This window comes from Streptomyces sp. 4F14 (assembly GCF_048159485.1).
Classification (GTDB): domain Bacteria; phylum Actinomycetota; class Actinomycetes; order Streptomycetales; family Streptomycetaceae; genus Streptomyces.
The window spans coordinates 1-23220 of sequence record NZ_JBLRVY010000003.1; the positions used below are offsets into that span (position 1 = coordinate 1).

At 69.7% G+C, this 23220-nt stretch carries 18 protein-coding genes, 1 tRNA gene and 2 rRNA genes; 8 read left to right on the forward strand and 13 right to left on the reverse strand.

The genetic code is table 11. The features are described 5' to 3' along the window. From ACLZOT_RS04745 to ACLZOT_RS04760, 4 genes are all read left to right on the forward strand, one after another. Window positions 1-122 (forward strand): 23S ribosomal RNA (locus tag ACLZOT_RS04745); the annotation flags it as partial. 86 nt (window positions 123-208) lie between these two features. Continuing rightward, window positions 209-325 (forward strand): 5S ribosomal RNA (gene rrf, locus ACLZOT_RS04750). 95 nt (window positions 326-420) lie between these two features. Further along, entirely contained in the window at window positions 421-1098 is a 678-nt protein-coding gene (locus ACLZOT_RS04755) for a DegT/DnrJ/EryC1/StrS family aminotransferase (protein ID WP_416967434.1), read from the forward strand. Between the two features lie 77 nt (window positions 1099-1175). Then, window positions 1176-1248, forward strand: a tRNA-Thr gene (locus ACLZOT_RS04760). Between the two features lie 64 nt (window positions 1249-1312). Here the strand turns inward: ACLZOT_RS04760 and ACLZOT_RS04765 are convergent. Continuing rightward, window positions 1313-4051 carry a SpoIIE family protein phosphatase gene (locus tag ACLZOT_RS04765; RefSeq protein WP_416967435.1) on the reverse strand — a complete coding sequence of 913 codons (2739 nt, stop codon included), beginning with the start codon at window positions 4049-4051 and terminating at the stop codon, window positions 1313-1315. Window positions 4052-4388: 337 nt separating this feature from the next. On the opposite strand from ACLZOT_RS04765, the gene ACLZOT_RS04770 reads away from it, so the two are divergent. From ACLZOT_RS04770 to ACLZOT_RS04785, 4 genes are all read left to right on the forward strand, one after another. Next, entirely contained in the window at window positions 4389-9821 is a 5433-nt protein-coding gene (locus ACLZOT_RS04770) for a HAMP domain-containing protein (RefSeq protein WP_416967436.1), read from the forward strand. Between the two features lie 245 nt (window positions 9822-10066). After that, window positions 10067-10750 (forward strand): response regulator, encoded by a 684-nt coding sequence (locus ACLZOT_RS04775; protein ID WP_416967437.1) that lies wholly within the window; start codon window positions 10067-10069, stop codon window positions 10748-10750. A gap of 208 nt (window positions 10751-10958) precedes the next feature. Beyond that, a complete protein-coding gene (locus ACLZOT_RS04780) occupies window positions 10959-13664 on the forward strand; it encodes a DNA translocase FtsK (RefSeq protein ID WP_416967438.1) in 2706 nt (901 codons plus the stop codon). 463 nt (window positions 13665-14127) lie between these two features. Beyond that, the gene (locus ACLZOT_RS04785) at window positions 14128-14973 is read left to right on the forward strand and encodes a helix-turn-helix domain-containing protein (protein WP_416967439.1); all 846 of its coding nucleotides are present in this window, start codon (window positions 14128-14130) and stop codon (window positions 14971-14973) included. A 170-nt stretch (window positions 14974-15143) separates the two neighbouring features. Here ACLZOT_RS04785 and ACLZOT_RS04790 read toward each other — a convergent pair whose 3' ends face one another. From ACLZOT_RS04790 to ACLZOT_RS04845, 12 genes are all read right to left on the reverse strand, one after another. Next, the gene (locus tag ACLZOT_RS04790; RefSeq protein ID WP_416967440.1) at window positions 15144-16394 is read right to left on the reverse strand and encodes a tyrosine-type recombinase/integrase; all 1251 of its coding nucleotides are present in this window, start codon (window positions 16392-16394) and stop codon (window positions 15144-15146) included. Then, window positions 16394-16582, reverse strand: coding sequence for a helix-turn-helix domain-containing protein (locus ACLZOT_RS04795; RefSeq protein WP_416967441.1), 189 nt, complete (start codon window positions 16580-16582; stop codon window positions 16394-16396). Before ACLZOT_RS04795 ends, ACLZOT_RS04790 begins: the two co-directional genes overlap by 1 nt. After that, a complete protein-coding gene (repSA, locus tag ACLZOT_RS04800; RefSeq protein WP_416967442.1) occupies window positions 16579-17958 on the reverse strand; it encodes a replication initiator protein RepSA in 1380 nt (459 codons plus the stop codon). The genes ACLZOT_RS04795 and repSA overlap by 4 nt, the downstream gene beginning before the upstream one ends. Beyond that, window positions 17955-18227, reverse strand: coding sequence for a SpdD protein (locus ACLZOT_RS04805; protein WP_416967443.1), 273 nt, complete (start codon window positions 18225-18227; stop codon window positions 17955-17957). The genes repSA and ACLZOT_RS04805 overlap by 4 nt, the downstream gene beginning before the upstream one ends. 16 nt (window positions 18228-18243) lie before the next feature. Next, window positions 18244-18399, reverse strand: coding sequence for a hypothetical protein (locus ACLZOT_RS04810; RefSeq protein ID WP_355862348.1), 156 nt, complete (start codon window positions 18397-18399; stop codon window positions 18244-18246). A gap of 15 nt (window positions 18400-18414) precedes the next feature. Then, entirely contained in the window at window positions 18415-18600 is a 186-nt protein-coding gene (locus ACLZOT_RS04815; RefSeq protein WP_416967444.1) for a mobile element transfer protein, read from the reverse strand. Beyond that, the gene (locus ACLZOT_RS04820) at window positions 18597-18782 is read right to left on the reverse strand and encodes a hypothetical protein (protein ID WP_416967445.1); all 186 of its coding nucleotides are present in this window, start codon (window positions 18780-18782) and stop codon (window positions 18597-18599) included. The genes ACLZOT_RS04815 and ACLZOT_RS04820 overlap by 4 nt, the downstream gene beginning before the upstream one ends. Before the next feature lie 3 nt (window positions 18783-18785). Beyond that, entirely contained in the window at window positions 18786-19442 is a 657-nt protein-coding gene (locus tag ACLZOT_RS04825; RefSeq protein WP_416967446.1) for a DUF2637 domain-containing protein, read from the reverse strand. 194 nt (window positions 19443-19636) lie between these two features. Then, complete coding sequence (locus ACLZOT_RS04830) at window positions 19637-20995, reverse strand: FtsK/SpoIIIE domain-containing protein (RefSeq protein WP_416967447.1); 1359 nt, start codon at window positions 20993-20995, stop codon at window positions 19637-19639. A gap of 5 nt (window positions 20996-21000) precedes the next feature. Continuing rightward, entirely contained in the window at window positions 21001-21348 is a 348-nt protein-coding gene (locus ACLZOT_RS04835; RefSeq protein WP_355862352.1) for a hypothetical protein, read from the reverse strand. Between the two features lie 170 nt (window positions 21349-21518). Continuing rightward, complete coding sequence (locus ACLZOT_RS04840; protein WP_416967448.1) at window positions 21519-22340, reverse strand: integrase; 822 nt, start codon at window positions 22338-22340, stop codon at window positions 21519-21521. Continuing rightward, window positions 22337-23188 (reverse strand): sigma factor-like helix-turn-helix DNA-binding protein, encoded by an 852-nt coding sequence (locus ACLZOT_RS04845; RefSeq protein ID WP_416967449.1) that lies wholly within the window; start codon window positions 23186-23188, stop codon window positions 22337-22339. Before ACLZOT_RS04845 ends, ACLZOT_RS04840 begins: the two co-directional genes overlap by 4 nt. Window positions 23189-23220 lie beyond the last annotated feature (32 nt).

Below are 23220 nucleotides of genomic sequence, written 5' to 3' on the forward strand. Positions count from 1 at the left end.
TGAGTGTTCCCACCTCCTTGAGAGGGTAAGGCTCCCAGTAGACGACTGGGTTGATAGGCCAGATCTGGAAGCCCTGTAAGGGGTGGAGGTGACTGGTACTAATAGGCCGAGGGCTTGTCCTCAGTTGCTCGCGTCCACTGTGTTGGTTCTGAAACCACGAACAACCCCGCATGATCAAATGCGGTGCGGTTGGACAGTTTCATAGTGTTTCGGTGGTTATAGCGTGAGGGAAACGCCCGGTTACATTCCGAACCCGGAAGCTAAGCCTTACAGCGCCGATGGTACTGCAGGGGGGACCCTGTGGGAGAGTAGGACGCCGCCGAACTCCTTTTAGAGGTAGGCCCTGAACTTCGGTTCAGGGCCTACCTCTTTTTTGTTTTCCGTCACTTCGAGTTCACGTTCCGCGTCGACCATCCCACCATGGGTACTGGAGCAATGCTCAGGGCTGCGGGCGTAGGACTCGGTGACGAGGTCGTCGTGCCGGCCTTCGGGAACACCGAGATCGCCGAAGAGGTGGCCCGGGTGGGTGCGATGCCGGTGTTCGCGGATGTGGACCCGGTGAGTTACTGCCTCGACGCGCTGGCCGTCGAGTCGGTCGTAACTCCCCGTACGGCGGCTGTTGTTGTCGTTCACCGCTTCGGGCGGCCGGCGGACATGGGGCGGTTGCGGGACGTCGGGGCGCGGCGGGGGCTGCTGGTGCTGGAGGAGGGGGACGGGGGAGGGGCCGTCGACGAGGTCGCTCAGCGGCGGGAGCGGGCGGCTTATCTGGATGCGCGGCTGCGGGGGGTGTGGACGCCGGACGGTGGGGACGGGCACACGTACCAGCAGTACGTGGTGAGGGTGCCGGGGAACGGGCGGCCGGACCGGGACGCCTTCGCGCGGGCCTTGCGGGGCAAGGGAGTTGCCTGCCGGGTGCCGGTGAAGACGCCGGTGCACCGGCTGCCGGAGTTCCGGCGGTGCGTGTCGTTGCCGGAGACCGAGCGGGCCGCCGATCAGACGCTGGCGCTGCCGGTCGACGCGGCGCTGACGAAGCGGGACATGCAGCGCATAGTGTCAGCGTGCAATGCGCTCGGCGGGTTGTTGCAGCCGGCGTACTGAACGGGTTTGGGAATACCTGCTCGTTCGGGGTACGATCTTCTTGTTGCCGCGAGGGAAATGACCCAAAAGGCGACAAGGCCCCTATAGCTCAGTCGGTAGAGCGTCTCCATGGTAAGGAGAAGGTCAACGGTTCGATTCCGTTTGGGGGCTCAGAAATAAACCCCCTGCCTTTCTGGGCAGGGGGTTTTCTCATGCCCTCATGACCTCGCCGCCGTCACGCCACCCGCATCGCGAGAATGGCCATGTCGTCCGAGGGGGCGTCCGACGCGAAGCGTTCCACGGCGCGCATGATGCGGGCGGCGACCGCGCCCGCGGTGAGGCCGGTGCAGGTGGTGAGGACGTCGGCGAGGCCGTCGTCGCCCAGCATGCGGGTGCCCTCGCGGCGTTCGGTGACGCCGTCGGTGACGCACAGGAGGACGTCGCCCGGGTCGAGGGTGACCGTCTGCTCGTACAGGTCGAGGTCCTCGATGACGCCCAGGAGCGGCTGGGGTTCCGCGGCGGGCTCGACCGTGCCGTCCTGGCGCAGGCGCAGTGGGAGGGGGTGGCCGGCGCACACGACCTTCAGCTCGGCGCTGCCGTCCTCCTGGGGCCGCAGCTCGCCGTACAGGAGGGTCAGGAAGCGGCTGCGGGAACCCTCGTCGAGGATCGCGGAGTTGAGGCGCTCCAGTACCGCCGGGCCGCTGAGGCCCTCGCGGGCGAGCAGGCGCAGGGCGTGGCGGGCGAGGCCGGTGACGGCGGCGGCGTTGGGGCCGGTGCCGCAGACGTCGCCGATGGCGAAGCCGTACGCGCCGTCGCTGATGGGGAAGACGTCGTAGAAGTCGCCGCCGACCTCGTTGCCCTCGCCGGCCGCGCGGTAGATGACGTCGACCTCGACGCCGTCGATCTCGGGCAGGCCCGGGGGCAGGAGGCTGCGTTGGAGGGCCTGGCTGATGGCCGTGCGCTCCGAGTAGAGGCGGGCGTTGTCGAGGGCCAGGGCGGCTCGGCGGGAGAGGTCCTCGGCGAGTTCCAGGATCTCCTGGCGGAAGTGTTCGTCGGTCGGTTTGCCGAGGGTCAGCATGCCGATGACGCGGTTGCGGGCGACCAGGGGGAGGACGACGGTCTCGCCGCCGACCGCGGAGGCCGTGGCGAGGGTGGGGCCGATGCCCGAGGACACCGGGTGCGTGGGGCCGCCCGCGAGGCCGAGGCTGCGCATCGAGCTGCGCAGGGCCGCTTCGTGGGCGGCCTGCCCGGGGGCGGTCCACACGCGCGCGCCGGGGGTGGGGACCGGGTCGGGCGGCGCGGTCTTCGACAGCAGGGACTTGATGCCGTCGATGAGTTCCTCGTCCTCGTGCAGGACGTACGACAGGTACGGGTCCGACGCCTGGTCGGCGATCGTGTACACGGCGCACCAGGTCGCCAGCGTCGGCACCGTCATCTGGGCCATCAGGGCGAGGGTCTGGTCGCGGTCCAGGGTGCCGGCGAGGAGGTCGGACGCCTCGACGAGGAAGCTGAGCGAGCCTCGGCGCAGCCGCTCCAGCTCACCGAGACGCGCGGACTCGACGGCGAGGGCGATCCGGTCGGCGGCGAACTGGAGGCGCAGCGCCTCCTCGTTGGAGTAGCGGCCCGGCGACTCGGAGGCGACGCCCAGGGAGCCGGTGAGGCGCCCCTCGACCTTCAGCGGGACGGTGACGACCGCGCGCATCCCGGTGCCGTTGAGCAGCGGTACGGCGCCGGGGACGGCCGTCAGGTCCTCGTGGACGGCGGGCATGCGCGCGGAGCCGTAGCGGCCGGGGCCCGCCTCGACGGGGACGCGGGCGAAGCGCTGGCGGGTGGAGGGCAGGCCGGTCGAGGCGCGTACCTCCAGCTCCGTCTCGTCGTCCGTGGCGAGGAGCAGGAAGGCGGCGTCCGCGTCGAGCATGTCGCGGGCGCGCTCCACCGTGCGCTGGAGGAGGCCGTCGAGGTCGTCCGGCGCGGGGGAGCCGATGAACACCTCGAACGGGTCGGCGTTCGTGGAGTCCGAGGAGGCGGCGGCGTCGCCGGCCGGGACGCGGGCCGGGGTCTGGAGGACCGCGCGCTCGTGGTCGCGGACCAGGAGACAGACCGTGGAGGGTTCGCCGCCGGTGTCGCGGACGCGCAGGTGGGAGGCGTAGACGGGGGTGACACGGCCGTCGGAGCCGCGGATGCCGTAGCTGCCCTCCCAGCGGGAGAGCTGGAGCGCCTCGGCGATGCCGGTCGCGGTGCCCGGGGTGTGCGGCCAGGCGGCGAGGTCGGTGAGGGGTTTGCCGATGACCTGGTCGGAGGGGTAGCCGAAGAGCTCCTCGGCGTCCTCGTTCCAGGCGGAGATCGAGCCTGTGCGGTCGATCTGGACGACGGCGACGCGGACCCGGCCGTCGGTGAGCGGCAGGAGGCCCACCGGCAGGGACGGGCCGGCCGAGCGGGTGCCGACGGCCCGTTCGGGGAGGGCCAGTTGGAACCAGACGTTCTTGTGGGTGGGCGTGTACTCGACGCCCCAGCGCCCCGCGATGGCCGCGCACAGCTGGAGGCCGCGCCCGCCCTCGCGGTCGGGGTTGCTCATGGCGGGCAGGGCGCCCTGGAGGGGGATCTCGCGCTCCGGGTAGCGGTCGGCGACCTCGATGCGTACGCCGTCGTCGCTGCGCAGGCACAGGACGTCGGCGTGGGTGCCCGCGTGGATGACCGCGTTGGTGACGAGTTCGCTGGTGAGGACGACGGCGTCGTCCACGATGTCGGCGAAGCCCCACCCCTGGAGGGTGTCGCGGACGAACGCGCGGGCGGTCGCGACCGACCGTCCCGCAGGCTCGAAACTGGCAGCCGCGCGCGCGGTGATCACAGGACTCCTCGGCCGGTCGTCGGCGGACAGTGCTTCCCGGTCGTCCGGGTGGCGTGGCTGGGGCGGGCGCGTGCCGGTCGGCCGGGGGTCCGGGGGCTGTCCCCCGGGAATCAGTCCGGTGGTCATTACGTCGGCCGCCCCTCCGATGCCCGCTCGTGCTCGTGCCACCGCCCAGGCCGGGTCGGGCCGGCGCGGCTGGACAGCCGTGTGCAAGGTTACTGACCTTCCGGGGCCGCGCGGATGCCGGTCGCCCGTGTTTCCCGTACCCGGAGTGTGCGGACGATGTGCGCAGCCGCCGAAGTGTTATGGCCGTGTTCGGTGAGGGTGAAACACTGGGCAAGCTTCTTGTGAAGGTCCGGGCAGACTGGGTGTCTTCCGTGTACGTCGGGCAGCAGCCTTCACTGTGGCCTGATTACATCGGGCAGCGGTACCGGAAAGAGGTCGACCCGTGCGGGAGGGACAAGTGGAGTCTGGCGCAGCGACGCGGGGCACGAAGACGCGCGCGAAGGGCGGGACGTCCCTGAACAGGACGCGTGCCTCACGCGCGGGAGGGACGACCGTGGTGGACACGGCCGCCCTGAACCGTCTTCTGGCAGCCCTGGTGTCCATGCGGGACGGCAACTTCCGCAAGCGGCTCACGGTGTCCGGCGACGGTGTGATGTCGGAGATCGCGGCCGTCTACAACGAGGTCGCCGACCGGAACCTGCATCTGACGGGTGAACTGGCGCGGGTACGGCGCGTGGTGGGGCGCGAGGGCAAGCTCACCGAGCGGCTGGAGACGGGCGTCTGCGAGGGGTCGTGGGCGGCTGCCATCGACGCCTCGAACTCCCTGGTCGACGATCTGGCGCGGCCGGTGTCCGAGGTCAGCCGGGTGCTGTCGGCGGTCGCGGAGGGCGATCTGTCGCCGCGCATGGAGCTGCGCGCGCACATGCCGGAGGGGGCCGGGCATCCGCTGCGGGGCGAGTTCCTCAAGGTCGGACGGGTCGTCAACAACCTGGTCGACCAGCTGTCGACGTTCACCGACGAGGTCACGCGCGTGGCCAGCGAGGTGGGCACCGAGGGGAAGCTCGGCGGGCAGGCGCAGGTTCGGGGAATGTCCGGTTCGTGGAAGGATCTGACCGAATCGGTCAACACCATGGCGGACCGTTTGACCGCACAGGTGCGTGACATCGCGCTCGTGACGACGGCCGTGGCCAACGGTGATCTGTCGCGCAAGGTGACCGTCCATGTGGCCGGCGAGATGCTGGAGCTGAAGGAGACCGTCAACGCGATGGTCGACCGGCTGTCGGCGTTCTCCTCCGAGGTGACCCGGGTGGCCCGCGAGGTGGGCACCGAAGGCATCCTGGGCGGGCAGGCGCAGGTGCGCGGCGTGGACGGGGTGTGGAAAGAGCTCACCGACTCCGTGAACACGATGGCCGGGAACCTGACGGCGCAGGTGCGCGGGATCTCGGAGGTGACGACGGCGGTCGCCAACGGCGACCTGTCGCGCAAGGTGACCGTCCTCGCGCGCGGGGAGGTCGCGCAGCTCGCGGACACGATCAACCAGATGACGGAGACCCTGCGGACCTTCGCGGACGAGGTCACGCGCGTCGCCAACGAGACGGGCTCCGAGGGGCGCCTGGGCGGGCAGGCGAACGTACCCGGTGTGTCGGGGACCTGGAAGGATCTGACCGACTCGGTCAACACGGTGTTCCGCAACCTCACCACGCAGGTGCGGGACATCGCCTATGTGACGACGGCCGTGGCCAACGGTGATCTGTCGCAGAAGGTGACCGTCGACGTGGCCGGCGAGATGCTGGAGCTGAAGAACACCGTCAACGGGATGGTGGACCAGCTCTCGGCGTTCGGTGCCGAGGTGACCCGGGTGGCGCGGGAGATCGGCGTCGAGGGTGAGCTGGGCGGTCAGGCGCAGGTGTCGGACGCGGCGGGTACCTGGAAGGACCTCACGGACTCCGTCAACACGGCGTTCCGCAACCTGACCGGTCAGGTCCGGAACATCGCCCAGGTGACGACGGCCGTGGCCAACGGTGATCTGTCGCAGAAGGTGACCGTCGACGTCTCCGGCGAGATGCTCCAGCTGAAGAACACCGTGAACCGGATGGTCGACCAGCTGTCGCTCTTCGCGGACCAGGTCACCAAGGTGGCCCGGGACGTGGGCACGGAGGGGCGGCTCGGCGGTCAGGCGCGGGTGGACGGGGTGTCCGGGACGTGGAAGGAACTGACCGATTCCGTCAACTTCATGGCGGGAAATCTGACCTCTCAGGTGCGTCAGATCGCTCAGGTGACGACAGCGGTGGCGCGCGGTGACCTGTCGCAGAAGATCGACGTGGACGCGCGCGGGGAGATCCTGGAGCTGAAGGACACCATCAACACGATGGTCGACCAGCTGTCCTCGTTCGCCGAGCAGGTGACCCGGGTGGCCCGCGAGGTGGGCACCGACGGGCGGCTCGGCGGGCAGGCACAGGTCCCCGGGGTGGCCGGGGTGTGGCGGGACCTCACGGACTCCGTGAACGGCATGGCGTCCAACCTGACCGGCCAGGTCCGCAACATCGCGCAGGTCGCCACGGCGGTCGCGCGCGGTGACCTCTCCCAGAAGATCACCGTGGACGCGCGCGGGGAGATCCTGGAGCTGAAGAACACGCTGAACACGATGGTGGACCAGCTGTCGTCGTTCGCGGAACAGGTGACCCGCGTCGCGCGCGAGGTGGGCACCGAGGGCATCCTCGGCGGGCAGGCGGAGGTGCAGGGCGTCTCCGGGACCTGGAAGGACCTCACCCAGTCCGTCAACTTCATGGCGAACAACCTGACCACCCAGCTCCGCAACATCGCCGAGGTCACCACCGCCGTCGCCAAGGGCGACCTGTCGAAGAAGATCACCGTCGACGCCAAGGGCGAGATCCTCGAACTGGTGACGACCGTCAACACGATGGTCGACCAGCTCTCCTCGTTCGCCGAGCAGGTGACCCGCGTCGCGCGCGAGGTGGGCACCGAAGGCATCCTGGGCGGGCAGGCGCACGTACCCGGGGTCACCGGCATCTGGAAGGACCTCAGCGGCAACGTCAACCTGATGGCCAAGAACCTGACCATCCAGGTGCGCAACATCTCCCAGGTCGCCGCCGCCGTCGCCAACGGCGACCTGACCCGGCAGGTGACGATCGAGGCGCGCGGCGAGGTCGCGCAGCTCGCGGACACCTTCAACACCATGGTGCGGACGCTGAGTTCGTTCGCCGACCAGGTCACGCGCGTGGCCCGCGAGGTGGGTACGGACGGCATCCTGGGCGGGCAGGCGAACGTACCCGGCGTGTCGGGGACCTGGAAGGACCTCACCGAGTCGGTGAACCAGATGGCGTCCAACCTGACCGGACAGGTCCGCAACATCGCCATGGTGACGACGGCCATCGCCAACGGCGACCTCACCAAGAAGATCGACATCGACGCGCGCGGGGAGATCCTCGAACTGAAGACGACCATCAACACGATGGTCGACCAGCTGTCGTCGTTCGCCGAGGAGGTCACGCGCGTCGCGCGCGAGGTGGGCACCGAGGGGCAGCTCGGCGGACAGGCGCGCGTGCGGGACGTCGACGGGACGTGGCGCGACCTCACCGAGTCCGTCAACGAGATGGCCGGGAACCTCACCCGGCAGGTGCGCGCGATGTCCCGGGTGGCGACGGCGGTGACCAGGGGCGACCTCAGCCTCAAGATCGACGTGGACGCTTCGGGTGAGATCCAGGAACTCCAGGACTACATCAACAAGATGATCGCCAACCTGCGCGACACCACGATCGCCAACAAGGAGCAGGACTGGCTGAAGGGCAACCTCGCGCGTGTGTCGGCCCTGCTGCAGGGGCGCCGCGACCAGGTCGACGTCGCCTCGCTGATCATGAGCGAGCTGCCGCCGCTGGTCGCCGCCCAGCACGGCGCGTTCTTCCTCGGCATGCCGACCCCCGACGCCGGGCCCGACCAGTACGAGCTGCGCATGCTCGGGTCGTACGGCTACTCCATGGGGTCCATGCCGACGTCGTTCAGGCCCGGTGAGGCGCTCGTGGGGACGGCCGCGCTGGAGAAGCGCACGATCCTCGTGTCCAACGCGCCCAGCGGCTACCTGAAGATCTCCTCGGGCCTCGGGGAGGCGCCGCCCGCGCAGGTGATCGTCCTGCCGGTGCTGTTCGAGGGCAAGGTACTCGGGGTGATCGAGCTGGCGTCCTTCGGGGAGTTCACGCAGATCCAGAAGGACTTCCTGTACCAGATCGCCGAGATGATCGCGACGAGCGTCAACACGATCTCCGTCAACACCAAGACCGAGCGGCTGCTCAAGCAGTCGCAGGAGCTGACCGAACAGCTCCAGGAGCGCTCCGGCGAGCTGGAGCAGCGGCAGAAGGCGCTCCAGGCGTCCAACGCCGAACTGGGGGAGAAGGCCGAGCTGCTGGCCCGGCAGAACCGGGACATCGAGGTCAAGAACACCGAGATCGAGGAGGCCCGGCAGGTCCTGGAGGAGCGCGCCGAGCAACTCGCCGTGTCCATGCGGTACAAGAGCGAGTTCCTCGCCAACATGTCGCACGAGCTGCGCACCCCGCTCAACTCGCTGCTCATCCTCGCGAAGCTGCTCGCGGACAACGCCGAGGGCAACCTCTCCCCGAAGCAGGTCGAGTTCGCCGAGACCATCCACGGCGCCGGGTCCGACCTGCTCCAGCTCATCAACGACATCCTCGACCTGTCGAAGGTCGAGGCCGGCAAGATGGACGTCTCCCCGACGCGCATCGCCCTCGTCCAGCTCGTGGACTACGTGGAGGCCACCTTCCGGCCGCTGACCGCCGAGAAGGGCCTCGACCTGTCCGTACGGGTCTCCCCGGAGCTGCCCGCCACCCTCCACACCGACGAGCAGCGCCTGTTGCAGGTGCTGCGCAACCTGCTGTCCAACGCGGTGAAGTTCACCGACTCCGGCTCCGTGGAGCTGGTGATCCGGCCCGCCGGTGCGGACGTCCCCGTCGTGATCCGGCAGCAGTTGCTGGAGACCGGTTCGCTGACCGACGCGGACGCCCCGATGATCGCGTTCTCCGTCACCGACACCGGGATCGGGATCGCGGCGAGCAAGATGCGGGTGATCTTCGAGGCGTTCAAACAGGCCGACGGGACGACGAGCCGCAAGTACGGGGGGACAGGGCTCGGGCTGTCGATCTCGCGGGAGATCGCGCAGCTGCTCGGCGGCGAGATCTACGCCCAGAGCGAGCCGGGACGCGGCTCGACGTTCACCCTGTACCTGCCGCTGCGGCCGAGCGAGCTGCCTCCGCAGGGCTACCAGCAGGTCGTACCGGCGCTGGAGGCGGGTGACCTGGTCGCCTCCGAGAACGGCCTCAAGGAGCTGACGGGACCGGCCGAGCCGGAGATCGAGACGCCGGCCGAGGTCCGGTCGTACCACGAGACCCAGAACGGCGCCGCGGCCCTCTTCCGGCGCCGGCGGCGGTCGGCGGGTGGCGAGGAGAACGGGCGGGCGACGGCCCACGCGCGCGTGAACATCCGCTTCGGCGGCGACAAGGTGCTCATCGTCGACGACGACATCCGCAACGTGTTCGCGCTCACCAGCGTCCTCGAACAGCACGGGCTGTCGGTGCTGTACGCCGAGAACGGGCGCGAGGGCATCGAGGTGCTGGAGCAGCACGACGACGTGGCGGTCGTCCTGATGGACATCATGATGCCGGAGATGGACGGGTACGCCACGACGTCCGCGATCCGCAGGATGCCGCAGTTCTCCGGGCTGCCGATCATCGCGCTCACCGCGAAGGCGATGAAGGGCGACCGGGAGAAGGCCATCGAGTCCGGCGCGTCCGACTACGTGACCAAGCCCGTGGACCCCGACCATCTGCTGTCCGTGATGGAGCAGTGGATGCGGGAAGGGTGACGGAAAGGGTGTGGAGGTGCCGTGACGCGCTGACTCAGGGTGGTCGGCGCTGGGCAGCGGGACGGTGTTCGGGGAACCTTCTGGTCCCCCGCCACGTTCCTGCTACGTGCACTGTGACATCGCGGTGACAGGGTGTGGCGACGGTCGGGGTGCGGCTACCATGACCGGCACAAGGAAGGGCGGCGCAAAGGATGTCGTCCCCAGGGGCGGCGCCCGGTGCACTGCCGGGGCGAGGAGGGCGGGCCATGGTGCAGAAGGCCAAGATCCTCCTGGTCGATGACCGGCCGGAGAATCTGCTGGCGCTGGAGGCGATCCTCTCGGCGCTGGACCAGACACTGGTGCGGGCATCGTCCGGGGAAGAGGCGCTCAAAGCACTGCTGACGGACGACTTCGCGGTCATTCTGCTGGACGTCCAGATGCCGGGAATGGATGGATTCGAGACGGCCGCGCACATCAAGCGTCGGGAGCGGACCAGGGACATCCCGATCATCTTCCTCACCGCGATCAACCACGGACCGCACCACACGTTCCGGGGGTACGCGGCGGGGGCGGTGGACTACATCTCCAAGCCGTTCGATCCGTGGGTGCTGCGGGCGAAGGTCTCGGTCTTCGTCGAGCTCTACATGAAGAACTGTCAGCTCCGGGAGCAGGCGGCTCTGTTGCGGCTCCAGCTCGACGGGAACGGGCGGCCGAGCGCCGACGGGAGCAAGGAGGCGCCGGGGTTGCTCGCGGAGCTGTCCGCGCGGCTCGCGGCGGTCGAGGAGCAGGCCGAGGCGTTGTCGAAGCAGCTCGACGATGACTCCGCGGATGCGGCTGCGGTTGCCACCGCGGCGCATCTGGAGCGGAAGTTGACGGGGTTGCGGCGGGCGCTGGACGCGTTGGAGCCGGGGACCGGGGGCGGTGCGCCTACGGTGCCCTCGCAGGGCTGAGAGGGCGGGTGGGGAGCGGCTGGGGTGCCTCCCCCAAGCTCTTCGAGCAGGGGGACCCCCAGCCCACCCGTGCCGCCCCTGAGACAACTGGCTTGTGGGGTACCGGTTTCGTCGTGGCGTCAGTTTCGGGGTTCGTTGGGGGCGACACGAACGGGTGAAGCTGTAAGCACACGTGTCCTGTGTTGCTCGCGCCGGTACGCTCACCACCATGGCCTCACGTCCCTCCGCAGCCAAGAAGCAGCCCGCGAAGAAGGCCGCGGCTCCCGCGAAGGCTCCGGCGAAGAAGGCCGTAGCGAAGAAAGCCCCGGCGAAGAAGGCGCCCGCCAGGAAGGCCGCGGCGAAGAAGGCCGCGCCGCCCAAGCCGGCGCCCAGTCCCACCGGCGGTGTCTACCGCCTCGTACGCGCCCTGTGGCTGGGGCTCGCGCATGCCGTGGGGGCGGTGTTCCGGGGGATAGGGAACGGTGCGAAGAACCTCGACCCGGCGCATCGCAAGGATGGCGTCGCGCTGCTGCTGTTCGGGCTGGCGCTGATCGTCGCGGCGGGGACCTGGGCCGATCTGAAGGGGCCCGTCGGGGACCTCGTCGAGATCCTGGTGACCGGGGCCTTCGGGCGGCTCGACCTGCTGGTGCCGATCCTGCTCGCGGTGATCGCCGTACGGTTCGTGCGGCATCCGGAGAAGCCCGAGGCCAACGGCCGGATCGTCATCGGGCTGTCCGCGCTGCTGATCGGTGTGCTCGGGCAGGTGCACATCGCGTGCGGGTCGCCCGCGCGCAGTGACGGGATGCAGGCCATAAGGGACGCCGGCGGGCTCGTCGGGTGGGCGGCGGCGACGCCGCTGACCTTCGCGATGACGGAGGTCCTCGCCGTACCCCTCCTGGTGCTGCTGACGGTCTTCGGGCTGCTCGTCGTCACGGCCACCCCGGTCAACGCGATCCCGCAGCGGCTGCGGCTGCTCGGCGTCAAGCTGGGGGTGCTGCACGACCCGGAAGAAGACGACGAGTACGCCGACGACGACGAGCGGTACGACGAGCAGTGGCGCGAGGCGCTGCCCGGGCGCCCGCGCCGACGGACGGCCGGGGGCGAGGCGTACGACCCCGAGGACGCGGAGGAAGCGGCCCTCTCGCGGCGTCGCGGGCGCTCCAGGCGTCCCGGGGTGCCCCAGCCCTCCGGGGACCGGCAGATGGACGCCGTGGACATCGCGGCGGCCGCCGCCGCGGACCTCGACGGTGCCGTCCTGCACGGCATGCCGCCCTCGCCGCTGGTCGCCGACCTCACGCAGGGCGTCAGCGTCGGGGACCGCGAGCCGACCCGGCCGACCCCTGTGCCGGCGGCGCGGCCCAAGCAGGAGAAGCTCACGCCGGGGATAGTGCCCGACCTGACCAAGGCGCCGCCGGAGGAGATGCGCGACCTGCCCCCGCGCGCGGAGCAGCTCCAGCTCGCCGGGGACATCACGTACTCGCTGCCCTCCCTGGACCTCCTGGAGCGCGGTGGCCCCGGCAAGGCCCGCAGCGAGGCCAACGACGCCGTCGTCGCGTCCCTGACGAACGTCTTCACCGAGTTCAAGGTCGATGCCGCCGTCACCGGCTTCACGCGCGGGCCGACGGTCACGCGCTACGAGGTCGAGCTGGGGCCCGCCGTCAAGGTCGAGCGGATCACCGCGCTGACCAAGAACATCGCGTACGCCGTCGCCAGTCCCGACGTACGGATCATCAGCCCGATCCCCGGGAAGTCGGCCGTCGGGATCGAGATCCCGAACACCGACCGGGAGATGGTCAACGTCGGGGACGTGCTGCGGCTCGCGGACGCCGCCGAGGACGACCATCCGATGCTGGTGGCGCTCGGCAAGGACGTCGAGGGCGGGTACGTCATGGCGAACATGGCGAAGATGCCGCACATCCTCGTCGCCGGGGCCACCGGGTCCGGTAAGTCCTCGTGCATCAACTGTCTGATCACGTCGATCATGTGCCGGGCGACCCCCGAGGACGTCCGGATGGTGCTCGTCGACCCCAAACGGGTCGAGCTGACCGCGTACGAGGGCATCCCGCACCTGATCACGCCGATCATCACCAACCCCAAGCGCGCGGCCGAGGCGCTGCAGTGGGTCGTCCGGGAGATGGACCTGCGCTACGACGACCTCGCGGCGTTCGGGTACCGGCACATCGACGACTTCAACCAGGCCATCCGCGAGGGCAAGCTCAAGACGCCCGAGGGCAGTGAGCGGGAGCTGAAGCCGTACCCGTACCTGCTGGTCATCGTCGACGAGCTGGCCGACCTGATGATGGTCGCGCCCCGGGACGTCGAGGACTCGATCGTGCGTATCACGCAGCTCGCGCGCGCGGCGGGCATCCACCTGGTGCTCGCGACGCAGCGGCCGTCCGTCGACGTCGTCACCGGTCTGATCAAAGCCAATGTGCCCTCCCGGCTCGCGTTCGCGACGTCCTCCCTCGCCGACTCGCGGGTCATCCTCGACCAGCCCGGCGCGGAGAAGCTGATCGGCAAGGGCGACGGACTGTTCCTGCCGATGGGCGCGAACAAGCCGGTCCGTATGCAGGGGGCGTTCGTCACCGAGGCCGAGGTCGCGGCCGTCGTCCAGCACTGCAAGGACCAGATGGCGCCGGTCTTCCGGGACGACGTCACCACCGGGACGAAGCAGAAGAAGGAGATCGACGAGGAGATCGGCGACGATCTGGATCTGCTGTGCCAGGCGGCCGAGTTGGTCGTGTCCACGCAGTTCGGGTCGACGTCCATGCTGCAGCGCAAGCTGCGGGTGGGGTTCGCGAAGGCCGGGCGGCTGATGGACCTCATGGAGTCGCGGGGGGTCGTGGGGCCGAGCGAGGGGTCCAAGGCTCGGGATGTGCTGGTGAAGCCGGAGGAGCTGGACGGGGTGCTGGACGTGATCAGGGGAGGGGGCTGAGGGGGAGGGCTCGGGGAGGGCTTCGGGGGGCTTCGGGCGGGGTTTGTGCAGTGGCCGGGGCGGTTGGGGGGTAGGGCGGCTGTCGGCGGGCCGGGGCGGGGGCGTCAGGGGCTGCCGCGGGGCGGTCCGGGTGAGGGCCGGTGCGTCGGGGCGGCCGGGGCCTCGGGGCGGCTGGGCGGGGTGCGTGGACGGCTGGGGCGGGCGGGGTGCGTGGACGGCGATCTTCGTGACTCACCCGTTAGAGATCGTCGGGCAACCGTTTCCCTTTGTCGTACGTCCAGTTGAGCGAAGGACAGGTAAGGGCCTCATGCTGGGCCCTCACCGTCTCGCCGTCGGCGTGTCCGGTCATACCGATGCCATACCGATGGCGTACAAAGTCCGACCGCCCGGTTGCCCCACCCTTTTGTACCCCCCCTAAACTGAATCTCCAGCACAGGCGGCTACACGCTCGAAAGGCGCCCCCGTGTCCATCGGCAACTCCCCTGAAGACGAGCGTCCGTTCGAAGACGTTTCCTCCGAGGAAGCCCCCTCCATCGGCCATGTGCTCCGGCAGGCGCGGATCGCCGCCGGTATGACCGTCGACGACGTCAGTACCGCCACCCGGATCCGCATCGCCATCGTCCACGCGATCGAGGCGGACGACTTCACGCCCTGCGGCGGCGACGTCTACGCGCGCGGGCACATCCGTACGCTGGCCCGCGCCGTCCGGCTCGATCCCGCCCCGCTGATCGCCCGTTTCGACGCCTCGCACGGCGGGCGTCCCGCGCCGACGCCGGCCGCGCCGCTCTTCGAGGCGGAACGTATCCGCCCGGAGCGCAGGGGGCCGAACTGGACGGCCGCGATGGTCGCCGCGATCGTCGCTGTGATCGGTTTTGTCGGTTTCACCGCCTTCAAGGGGGGTGGCGAAAGCGACGGGAAGGATCAGATCGCCAGCGGGACGACGCCCGCGCCGTCCGCCTCGCCGACTCCGGTCAAGCCGAAGAACGACAAGCCCACCACCGACATCCAGCCCGCGCCCTCGGACGACGCGATCGCCGCAGCCCCGCAGGACAAGGTGACCGTCCGGGTCAGCGCCACCAACGGGCGCAGCTGGATCTCCGCCAAGGACCACAACGGCCGGCTGCTCTTCGATGATCTGCTCAAGAAGGGTCAGTCCAAGACGTTCCAGGACAGCAGCAAGATCAACCTCGTCCTCGGGGACGCGGGGGCGATCGACCTGTGGGTGAACGGCAAGAAACTCGACAACGACTTCAAGCCGGGGGCGGTTGAGCGGCTGACCTATACGAAGGGTGATCCGCAGGCCGGGTGAGGGGTGTCCGGCGGGTGGTGATCTTGGTCAACCCCGTCGGCGTCTGTTGTCGGTGGGACAAAGTAGCTCGTGGGTGGGTCTCGCCGGGTTGAGTGCTGGATGGCAGGTCAGAGGGCCCTTACCTTGGTTGGTAAGGGCCCTCTGGTGTTGCTGTGTGACTAAGTGCGTGACTAGGGCTCGGGAGTGGGTGTTCCGAAGATCTCGTCCATGGCGGTGGCACCCGTTTGGATCACTGGGCGGATCTGTTTGCGGTACACCGTTTCCGTCACGGTGGTGCTGGAGTGGCCTACCAGGCGGGAGATCTCTTCGAGGGGGATGCCCTTGTCCGAGAGGATCGAGACGAAGGATGTTCGAGTCTCTCGGGTTGTCCAGTTCTCCGGCACGAGGGGGTGGGCGCTGTGGTCGGAGGAGAAGGCGCCGGGTTCGGTCTCGTGCTCGAAGGTGTAGGGCTCGATCTTGGGCAGCAGCTCTGCCGCGCGGGCGATGACCTTGCGGAACTCTCGGCGGACGCTGATCGCGTACAGCTCCGTGCCGACAGTCGATGTGAAGACCAGGCCGGTTTCCTTCCACTTGTCGCCAGCCTTGATCCGTTGTTGTTTCTGGCGCTTGCGCTGGACCTTCAGGGCGTCGACGGCCCGGCTGGGGAGGGCCAGGGTGCGGCGGGACTTTCTGGTCTTGGTGTCGCCAGAGCTGCGGACCGAGCGCCATACCGCGATGTAGGGCGGGATCGGGGGGTCTGCGTTCGGGTCGCCTTCCAGATCGACGTGGTCCCAGCGGAGCGGGCGCATTTCCTCTGTGCGGCCACCGGTCAGGAGCGAGACGACGAAGTAGGCGTAGTGCGGGGAGTCCTCCGCCGCCTTCAGTACCGCTTCCGCCTGAGCCAGGGTGAGGGACTTCGACGGTCTTCCCGGGCGGCCAGTGGGGACCGAGCACAGTTCGACGACGTTGCGCTTCACCTTGTCGCGCGCCATGGCCCGCTTGACCGCGCGGTTCAGGCAGGAGTGGATCACTTCGAGGGAGCGGGTGCTCAGTACCTCTGCTTTGGTCGCCAGCCACTTGTCGACGTCGTCGGCGCTGAGGTCTCGGAGCTTGCGGGCGCCCAGGTCTGGGATGACGTGGTTCTCGCACATGCTCTTGTCTGTTCTGACTGTTCCGGCGGCCAGGCCGCTGTGGCCGTACGTGAGCCAGTCCGTCACCGCGTCCTTGACCGTGTAGCCGGTGGGCGCGATTGCGAGGCCGTCTTCGTAGTCTCGGAGCACCTTCTTGAGCTTGTTCTTGGCTTCTGTCTTGGTCTTGCCGCTGGCCCGCTTCACATTTCGCTTGCCGTTCGGGAGGAAGCCCAGGCTGGCCGTTGCGATCCAGCGTTGGCGCTTGTCGTCCCAGTGCAGGCCGCCGTCACCGCGACTCCGGCGGGTCGCCATCAGGCCGCGTCCTCAAGCCGTGTGCGGATGTAGTCCTGTACGGCGGTTTCGGGGATGCGGCGGGCGCGGCCCTCTGTGAAGGACGCCAGGCGCTTGGTGCGGATCAGGTCGTAGACCTTCGACTTGCCGAGCTGGAGCCGCAGCATGACGTCCGGGACGGTCAGCAGGGTAGGGGGCGGGGTGGTCATGTGGTGGCTCCTTCCAAGCGGGTGTGTCGTTCCTCGCGGGCGGTTTCGCGGTTGAGCTGGATGTCTCGGTGGATGGTGGCGGCGAGCCAGGATTCGCCGGGGGTGTGGCCGTGGCCGGCGTAGGTCCAGTGGGCGAGGGTGAGGGTCGTCGGCTCTTCGGGGTCGGGGAGGCCGAGGGCTTCGCGTTGCTGCCGTGCGCGGTAGTCGGCGCGGGTCTGGCGGAGGGCGCCGAGGGTGGTGGAGTAGCGGCGGGACTTGGTGGAGAAGTGGCCGCGGAAGCCGAGCATGTGGGCCCAGTCGCGGAGCTTGCGGCCGGGGTAGAGGGGGTGGAGGTCGAGGCAGGCGGCGATCAGGCGGGCGGGGTGGTCGGGGACGGCCAGGAGGATGAGGGCTTCCTTGTTGCCGATGCGGCGGTCAACGGTGCCGGTGGTCTCGGCCGCCTTGGTGGCGTACTTGGCGACGTAGGAGGCCACGGCCTGTTCGGTGATCTCTTCGCCGTTGCCGAAGGCGCCGATGGGCTGTACGTCGAGCTGGGTGCCCCAGTGCAAGGTGCGGGCGGGTTGGTCACCTGTCGGGGCGACGTCGACCGCGACGCGGGCAGCGGCGGCATGGATGGCGTCGGTTAGCAGGGCGAGGGTGGCCCAGTGCGGGGGAGTGGCGTGCGGTCCGTCGGGGCCGTCGAAGCGGATCACGGCATGGAAGTGGACTGCCCCGCGCTTCTGGTACTCGGCGACCTTGCCGAAGGCGACGCGGGCTTGTGCGTGGGCGGCTTTCTGCGTGAGGCCCGCGCGCTTGGCGATTTCGCGGCGGAGGTAGATCGTGAAGTAGCGCCACAGGTCGGAGGAGTGGTTGTTCCACAGGACCGCGCCCGCGTAGTCGTACGTGTCGGGGTCGAGGGGTGTGCCGAGTTCGGGGGCGTCTTCGGGGTGGCGGAGGCCGCAGCGGCAGGGCCTGTTGCCGGGCCGGTTGTGGACCGGGCCGAAGGACGGGGCGGTGAGGGTGGCGAAGACGCGGGGGTGGTCGCGGATCGTGTGCGGGGTGCCCTTGGCGGGGTCTCCGACGAGGCCCGCGCGGATGAGGTGGTAGGTGTCGCCGGCGTAGGTCCAGGCGCAGGAGGGGCAGCGGGAGGCGCGGCGGTTGCCGCAGGCGATCCGGAGGCGTCCGCCGGGTTCGGCGTCGGTCGAGTAGTGGTGCAGGACTTGGCCGGTTGCGCGGTCGCGGGTGACGGTGGTGCCTTGCAGGTGGATGGGGTCGGAGCAGCCGCCCGTTCGGCGGATCTGGTCTTTGACGCGGTCGAAGCCGGGGGAACCGGCCAGCCTCAGCACGTCGGCGAGGACGGCCGGTTCCAGGGCCGCCGGGGTGGCGGAGTGGGTCACGCCTTGTGCTCCTTGAGGATTGAGCGGACGACGACAGCGCAGACGGCGACGGACGCGGCGGTGATCGCGACGGCGAGGAGCATGGAGACCAGGACCGCGCCGACGACGAGGACCAGGGCGCCGCCGCCAGCGACGAGGGCGAGCGTGCTGCCGGGGGTGAGCTGGACCGCCGGGCGGTTGGAGACCGGGGCGGACGGGAGCGGGGTCGGGGTGACCGGAGTGGGGACGGCGGGGGTGGTGCCGGGCTTCGGGTACTTCGGGGTGAACACGAGGGCGGTCCCTTCTTCAGTCGAGGAGCGTGGCGACGGCGGGGGCGAGGACGCTGTGCGCGATGAGGTAGCCGCCCAGGAGGAGCAGGGCGACGAGCCACCACGGCGGGCGGGCGAGCTGGACGCCGAGCACCGTGACGGCGAGGACGGCGAACCAGAGGGGGACGTTCACGGCGGTGTTCTCCTGTCAGGGCTGGCAGCGGTGGGTGCGGGCGGCGAGTTCGGCGGCGGCGCGGCTGTCGTACTCGGCGGAGAAGTCGCAGCGGGGCGCGGTGCAGGCGGCGAGGTGGCGGTTGCGGCCACGGGTGAGGTACGAGGCGACCTGCACGGGGCCGATGCGGCGGACGTCGCGGAAGCGGCGGTGGGAGGTCACCGGTCCTCCCGCAGGGTGGGGGCGGGGAACTCGGCGAGGATGCGGGCCGCCTCGGTGGGGTCCGTGATGAGTTCGGCGGCGGCTTCGGCCAGGAGGCGGGCGAGGGTGGGGCGGTTGCTGTCGGCCATCTCGCGGGCCGCGTTGAGGTAGTCGGCGGGGGTGTTGAAGTTGAGGAACGTCATTGGTCAGGCTCCGGTCGGGGTGAGGTGGGCGGCGACGGCGGGCGTCATGGATGGCGGGAGGCCGAGGCGGGCGCGGACGGTGTCGGGGTCGGCGGGGTGGCCGGTGGCGGTGCGGAGTTCTTCGGCCAGGGAGCGGACGCGGTCGACGAGGGCGGGCGGGAGGGAGGCGACGGGGACGGGTGGCACCGGGAGTTCTTCGAGGCGGGGCGCGTCGATCTCGGCCGGGGCAGCGGGCTCTTCGTCGAGGTCCGGCGTGGTCGAGGCGGAGGCCGGCGGAACGTCCTGCCCGTGAGGCGTGTGCGCCAGCAGCGTCCCGCCGAAGAACGCGACGGCAGGCCATCCGGCCACGACGATCCGGAGCGAGGCAGGGACGTCGTCCAGGTCGAGGAGTCCGGCGGTGGCGACGTTGGCGCTGAGGGACGCGCCCAGGGCGACCAGGAACCACAACCGGGCTCCCCCGGAGGGGAGTTGGGCGCGCTGCTGATCACGCATCCTGCGCCAGGCGGCGACCAAGAGGAGGTCGACCGAGACCGGGTAGGCCCACGCCTTCCACCCGGTCTGTCCGGCGGCTTCGGCCAGGTCGTGCAGGTGGGCGAAGGACAGGGCCCCGGCGATGACGGCTTGGATCAGGACGGCGTCGAAGCGGATCGAGCGGGACACGGCCGTCACTCGTCCTCGTCGTCGGCGACGTCGTACCAGGGGCAGTCGCGTTCGTCGTGGTCCACGCCGGTCTCGGCGCCGTCGGTGTCGCCGCAGTGCTCGCAGAACACGGAGGTCTCCTGGGGGTTTTGGGCATGGAGGGGGTAGGGACTTGGCGCGAGAAGGTCACGCCGACCAGGGGAAAGGGGAGTTGGCTACTCGGTCACCGGGCGAGCGGCGACGGGAGCGACCGGCCCGGCGGACTTGACGCCGACGGCGACAGCCGGTCGGAAGGCATCGAGGCGGGGCAGCTCCGGCACAAGGGCCGTAGTCGCGCGGCAGACGGCCGCGACTTCATCGAGCGTGAGGTGAGGCGAGCGAGCGCGGGACCAGCCGCCGGAGGAGTCTCCGAGGATGGCGACGCCGGGGCGTTCGGCCGGGATGGAGGTGGCGGCGAGGGCCGCTTCCGGGGAGATGTCGGCCAGAGCCATGTTCGCCGACGACTCGTCGTTCACGCGGTGGCACACGCGGCCGGTGAGCTGGGCCCGGAGCATGGTGGCGCCCTTGCCGAGTTCGGAGCCGAAGCGCTGGCCGCACACCTCCAGGTAGATCCCGGCCGCCCGGCCGAGCTGGGCGATACGAATGATCTTTGTGACCATCGCGTCGCGCCGCTTCTCGTCGTCCCGGTTCGCGGCGAGGAAGAGTTCCGCCACCTCGTCGACGACGACCACGACCGGCACCGGCCGCACCTTCTCCGGGAGCCCCCACACGTCCGAGGTGAGCGGGACACCGTCCGCCCCCGACTTGATACCGATCAGCCGGAAACGCGCCTCCATCTCCTCCAGCAGCACGTCAAGGAGGTCGTTCGCCCGCTCAGGGGTGTCGGCGAGGGCGGACAGCCGAGGCGAGAACGGTGCCAGCTCTACACCCCATTTGCAGTCGATCCCGACGAGTACGACGGGTTGCCGGGCGAGGCCGTACAGCAAGTTGCGCAGATAGACCGACTTGCCGGACTGCGTGGCGCCGAGGATCAGTTCATGCGGCACGGCGCGGAAGTCCCGGACGTGCCAGCGGCCGTCGTCGCGCAGCGCCATCGGCAGAGAGAGCGGCCCGCCCCGCTGCTGCCGACGGGGACGCCGTACGTCCGCGAGCACATCCCAGCCGATCAGCCGCAGTTCGATCCACCCCGGCTTGACCGGGCGGATGTGGACGGCGTGCGCGGCCCAGGCGTGCCGCAACCGGTCGGACGACGCGATGAAGTCCTCGGGCGCCTGCCCGGTCGCGATGCGCAACCGCATCACCAGGCCGGACCCGGTCAGCAGCGGGAACGTACGACGCGGCGGGACCGGGGCCGCTTCCTTCCCGACCAGCCGAGCCGTGGCCCGGCGTATGGCGGAGGCGGGGACCGTCAGGCCGCACGCGTCCATGGTGGCCCGGTAGGTGGTTAGCACACGCAGGGCGACCAGTGGATACCCGATGAGCCACCAGAAGGCGACGGGGAAGCGGCGGTGCAGGACCAGCGTCGCGGAGAGCGCCAGCAGGCACAGGATCAGCGTCCAGGCGGAGTTGGTCATGGCGATCAGCCCTTTGCCGGAGCCGGAAGGTTGACCATGACCGCGTCGGCCCGGTACGCGATGCCGTGACGCATCCGTCCGGCGAACTCGCTCTCCCACGGGCGGGCGATGAGGCCGGACAGGGCGACCGGGGCGCCCATCACCAGGCCCTCACCGATACCCGGCTCAGGAACGGTGACCTTGATCATGTCCGAGCCGCCCGCCGCGATGAACACCAGCTCCAGCGTCATGAGGCGGTGGTTGGTGACCGGGTCCACGGCGACCTCACCGGTCTGGCGGTCCCGGACCTTCACCTCGGGCAGCTTGGTGACCAGCATCGTTGCGGCGGAGACGTCTACGGGGATGACACGCATTGTGTGAACCTCACTGTGGTTGGTGCCGGGTGGCCGGCGCCGTTTCGATCTGTCCACCCCCCTAGACAGCATGGGAGGCGAACCCCCTCAACTGTCTAGGGGGGTTGACGACTACCGTAAGCCGGCGACCCGGCAACTGTCTAGGGGGGTAAACAGTGAGGGGCGGATTCCTAGGTCAGGACCCAGTGGAGGGCGGTTGCGTCGTCCTGGGCTTTGCCCCGTGGCCAGCGTCGACCGTGCGGGTCGGTGGCCTCTGCGGACCGTACGCGGCGGATCAGCTCTTCGGGCCCGGAGGAGTCGAGGACGGCCAACGTGTCGTGCCAGGTGGCGAGTTGGAAACGGTCGGCGAGGCGGGAAGCGCCGTCGCTCAGCAGCGAGACGGATGCCAGCGACTCCAGCGGTACGGCCCCGGTGAGCGCGTGTTCCGCCGCTCGCGGGTCGACACCGGCGATCCAGAAGCCGTCGGACCGGTTGCGGAACTTCGTCAGCGCGTCGCGGTGCTCGGCGAGGGCGGTGGCGTGTTCGGGCGATCCGGTGGGCAATGAGTCGACCGGTCCCCGCAGGCGCTTGCCGACGTCGTCCAGGCGGCGGTCAGTGACGACCGTCGTGCGGCCCTGGGGGTCGGTGAGGAGCAGGGACGAGTCACCGAGAACGAGGTGTTCCAGAGCTCCCGCACGGGCCCGGACGGCGACGACCGTACTGGTCGGGCTTGCCCGGTGGGTCAGGTCGCAGCCGCTCCCATGCAGCGACCGGACCACGCGAATCGAGTCGGCGAGACATACGGCCAACGGCTCATCGGGGTGAGCTGTGATGGCGCCCAAGAGCATCCCGCCCAGCGTCGCGGAGAACCAGGCGACGCCATGCGTGCACCCGGTTTCCGCCCCGGCCACGCCGGCACCGTCGAGGAGAACGGCGGCTTCGGGGGCGACGGCCGCAAAGTCCTCGTTCTCCCGGCCCGGTTCGGCAGGTACTGAGGCGAGGGCGACGCTCACGCAGCCGTTTCCTCGTCGTGCTGGTAGAGGGGCGTGAGGAGTTCGGCGGACTGCGGTTCGCTGGTCTCCGGGTCGTACTCGACTCCCACAAGAGTGGAGAAGCGCTGTTCGCCGACCTGTCCCCACAGGGCGTTGAGGTCGGAGGAGAGCAGGTGGACGACGCCGAGGGACCCTTGCGTGTGGATACCGGCGATGGCGAGCACCGAGCCGTTGCCGTCGGGGCGGGGGAGTCTGCCGAGGTATCCGACGTCGTACGGACGGGCCGGATCACTGTCCTGACCGGACCGGTACACAGTGCCGGTGCGCCCGTCGACGACCGTCCAGGGGCCGTCGTCCGCCTTCTTCCAGCTCAGCACGGGATCTTTGGCGTACATGTCCCACATCTCCTGAGACATGCGGGGCCCGCAGACGACGACCAGGCCGTCACGGTTGAGATCGATGTGCCCGCTCACCGGCACGTGCTCGGAGGTGACACCGAGGTCGTACGACCGTGCCAGGTCTTCCAGGCTCTTGCCCGAACTGACGTCGTCCACGGCGACGACCGTGCGCCCGCGTTCGTCGTCCCGCCGCAGCGGGGTCGCGACCGTGACTGTGCCCCGGCCGAGGAAGGCGCCTTCCGGTGCCGGGCCGGTGTGGCGGATCTGGTGAATACGGCCACGGCTCAGACCAGCTTCCGCCGCGATCTGGGCGTACGACATGCCTTGTGCGTGGAGGTCTTGGACCACGCGTCGGCGGAGGCGGGCGAGTTCGGTCACCTCTTGCTGTGCCTCGGACAGGCGGACCGTGACTTCCCGTAGAAGCCGGTAGGGGTCGTCAATGGCCATGATGCGTTGCAATTCGTCCGGCACGGCTTCACCTCCTAGCAGTAACCAGGAGTCTA